Origin of the sequence: Peterkaempfera griseoplana, from assembly GCF_001418575.1 — a bacterium.
GTDB lineage: Bacteria > Actinomycetota > Actinomycetes > Streptomycetales > Streptomycetaceae > Peterkaempfera > Peterkaempfera griseoplana.
On record NZ_LIQR01000546.1, the window covers coordinates 1 to 3,472 of the forward strand.

The 3,472-nt window shown below is 71.9% G+C and carries 3 protein-coding genes; 1 reads left to right on the forward strand and 2 read right to left on the reverse strand.

Features of this window, described 5'->3' with window-relative positions; all coding sequences use genetic code 11:
• Window positions 1–599: TetR/AcrR family transcriptional regulator (locus AOK09_RS32225; RefSeq protein ID WP_055590764.1), on the reverse strand; the 599-nt coding region annotated here is incomplete at its 3' end.
• 95 nt (window positions 600–694) lie between these two features.
• On the opposite strand from AOK09_RS32225, the gene AOK09_RS32230 reads away from it, so the two are divergent.
• On the forward strand, window positions 695–1,450 hold the full coding sequence (locus AOK09_RS32230; protein WP_055590765.1) for an SDR family NAD(P)-dependent oxidoreductase: 756 nt from the start codon (window positions 695–697) through the stop codon (window positions 1,448–1,450).
• Between the two features lie 124 nt (window positions 1,451–1,574).
• Here AOK09_RS32230 and AOK09_RS32235 read toward each other — a convergent pair whose 3' ends face one another.
• Window positions 1,575–2,894 (reverse strand): dicarboxylate/amino acid:cation symporter, encoded by a 1,320-nt coding sequence (locus tag AOK09_RS32235; RefSeq protein ID WP_055590766.1) that lies wholly within the window; start codon window positions 2,892–2,894, stop codon window positions 1,575–1,577.
• Between the last annotated feature and the right edge of the window lie 578 nt (window positions 2,895–3,472).

Below are 3,472 nucleotides of genomic sequence, written 5' to 3' on the forward strand. Positions count from 1 at the left end.
GCCGCGGGCGCGGCGAGGAGCCGGTCGATGCCCAGGTCGAGGGCGGCTTCGAGGTGTGCGAGGGAACCGGTGGACATCAGGATCGAGACGCCGCCCTGGATGCCGGCGAGCAGGGCAGCCGCGGCCCGGTCGGCGTCGAGGCCGGGGGCGATCTCGCCCTGGCCCTGCATGGCCCTGATGCCGGCGGCGATCTGGGCCTGCCACGAGGTGAGCAGCTCCGTGGTGACCGCCTGCGCGCCGGGCGTGGCACGGCTCAGCTGGGAGGTGAGTGTGCCGAGCGGGCAGTGCTGCCCCTGCCTGCGGTAGCGGTCGACGACCGCGTCCCGCCAGTCGTGCCAGGCCTGCCAGGAGGTGAGCCGGCCGAGGTGGGGCTGCTGGTCGGACAGGACACGGCCGGCCTCGTGCCGGGCCACGGCGAGCAGCAGTTCCTCCTTGCCGCCGGGGAAGTAGTGGAAGAGCTGGCTCTTGCTGGTGGCCGTGCGGGCGCGGATGTCGTCCAGGGTCGTCTCGGTCGCCCCGCGTTCGCGGATCTCCTCGGCGGCTCCTTCGACGATGCGCTGCCGGGTGGCGGCGCCCTTGGCGGTCAGTCGTGGTGCCATGCCGCCATTCTGCCACTTTTCTGGACTTGCCGGTCCATTTTTTGGGTGGCAGCTTTGCCGTACCAAGCCGGTTCAGCACAGGAAGGCACGGCATCATGACCCAGCGACTCACCGGGCGGACGGCCCTGGTCACCGGTTCCACCTCGGGCCTCGGAGCCGCCATCGCGGCGGCCCTGGCCGCCGAGGGCGCGTTCGTCGTCGTCAGCGGACGCGACGGGCGCCGCGGCGAGGAGGTGGTACGGCGCATCGAGAAGGACGGCGGCGCGGCGGCCTTCGTCAGGGCGGACCTCTCCGCGGGCGCCGACGTCATCGGCCGCCTCGCCACCGATGCGATCGCCGCGGCCGGCGGCCGGATCGACGTACTGGTCAACAACGCGGCGCTGCTGCTCGCCCCCACCCCCACCGCCGAGGTCACCCAGGAGACCGTCGACGAGGCGCTGGCCGTGAGCGTGCGGTCGCTCTTCCTCCTCACCGGCCTGCTGGCGCCGCCCATGGCCGAGCGCGGCCGGGGCGCCGTGGTCAACCTGGGGTCCATCAGCGGCCTGCGGGGCACGGCGCACTCGGCGCTCTACAGCATGACCAAGGCGGCCGTGCACTCGCTCACCGCCTCATGGGCCGCCGAGTACGGTCCGTACGGCGTCCGGGTCAACACCGTCGCCCCCGGCCCCACCCTGACCGAGAAGGTGGCGGCGATGGAGGAGCACCTGGCCCCGATCATCGCGCGGACGCCCTCCCGCCGCGCCGGCACCCCGGCGGAGGTTGCCGCCGCCGTGGTGTTCCTGGCGAGCGACGAGGCCTCCCAGGTACACGGCGCCACGCTCACCGTCGACGGCGGCTTCACGGCGGTGTAGCGGTGCGGGGGTGCAGCAGTGCGGGGGTGCAGCGGCGCGGTGGACGCCGGGGCGGGCATACGGGCGGCCCCCGGCCTCCACCACGGGAGTCCGGGGGCCGCTTCGCGGGGGTGCCGAGCCGGGGTCAGGCGTCGGCCAGCACCCGGGAATCCTCCGCGGGCACGTCCGCGGCGGAGGTGGCCGGCTCCGCGACGGCGTCCTCCAGGTCACGCGGGTTGTTGAAGGCGTCCAGGTCCAGGATCTTCTCGCGTGAGGCGACCAGAACGGGCGTCAGCACCTGGCCGGCGACATTGGTCGCGGTGCGCATCATGTCCAGGATCGGATCGATCGCGAGCAGCAGCCCGACGCCTTCGAGCGGGAGGCCGACGGTGCTGAGGGTCAGCGTCAGCATCACGATGGCGCCGGTGAGGCCGGCCGTCGCGGCCGATCCGATCACCGAGACGAAGGCGATCAGCAGGTAGTCGCCGATCCCCAGGTGCACGTGGTAGACCTCCGCCACGAAGATCGCGGCCAGCGCCGGATACACCGCGGCGCACCCGTCCATCTTGGTGGTGGCGCCGAAGGGCACCGCGAACGACGCGTAGTCGCGCGGCACGCCGAGCCGCTGGGTCACCCGCTGGGTCACCGGCATGGTGCCCACCGACGAACGGGAGACGAAGCCGAGCTGGATGGCCGGCCAGGCGCCCTTGAAGTAGTTGACCGGGTTGACCTTGCCGACCAGCGCGAGCAGCAGCGGGTACACGGCGAACATCACCAGTGCGCAGCCCACGTACACATCGACGGTGAAGGTGGCGAGCGGCTTGAGCAGGTCCCAGCCATAGGTGGCGACGGACTTGCCGATCAGTCCGAGGGTGCCCAGCGGCGCCAGCCGAATGACCCACCACAGAGCCTTCTGCACCACCTCCAGCACCACCCTGGAGAAGTCGATCAGGGGCTCGGCCTTGGGCCCGACGGCCAGGCACGCAGCCCCGGTCACCACGGCGAGGAAGACGATCTGCAGCACGTTGGGGGTGCTGAAGGCCTCCACGATGTTGGTGGGGACGATGCCGGTGAGGAAGTCGATCCAGCTGCCCTTGTGCAGCTCGTCGGGCAGTGCTGCGGCGGTCAGGTGGACGCCGTCGCCGGGCTTGGTGACCAGTCCGAGCAGCAGTCCGATGGTCACCGCGATCAGGGAGGTGATGCAGAACCACATCAGTGTGCGCAGCGCCAGCCGGGCGGCGTTGGTGACGTTGCGCAGGTTGGCGACACTGACCAGCACGGCCGTGAAGACCAGCGGCGGAACCGCCAGCTTGAGCAGCTGGACGAAGATCGTGCCGATCTGGGTGAGCGTCTGGGTGAGCCAGTTGACGTCCGCGTCGCGGGCGATCAGCCCGAGGACGACACCGAGGACCAGTCCCCCGAGTATCTGGGACCAGAACGGGATTCTCTTGAGCAAGGCAGGCAAGGTACGACTCCTGGAGCAGCCGGGCGCAGCCGGGCACCGTGGACGGGGGTGAACCGGCGCGGTCGGGGGCGTGTGCCGGCGCTCGGCGGCGGGGCGGGAGCGAGCGGCGGGTGACCGGGCCGGGGGGAGATGCGGCGCGACGTACCGTGAGGCGGCCCCGACTGCTCGGGGCGCCGCGGACAGGGGGCTGGGTGCGGCGGAGGTGGACCTCAGCAGCCGACGCGCGGAACGGCGCGACACAGGTCGCCGTTGCAGTGGCACAGGTCCACATGCAGGCGCGTCACCAGCGGGTTCCCCGCCGACCACGCCTCGAGGACTCTGTGTGCACCGGACATGGGCAGGAAGATAGACCAGCGATCACAAAAGAACAAGCCTGATCACAAGCGGGCGAGGACGGCTGCGACCGGCAGTGGACCCCCACCACCGGTCCGTCGCACGGCCGGTGTCCGGGCGTCATATGACCACGATTCGGCAGAAGCCGGGACCGGAGGTGTCCCACCGGTGTCGCCCGCCGGACGAACGCGTGACGGCCGGGGGGCGGCCCGGCGACCGGGGCGGGGGGGCGGCCCGGCCGGTGA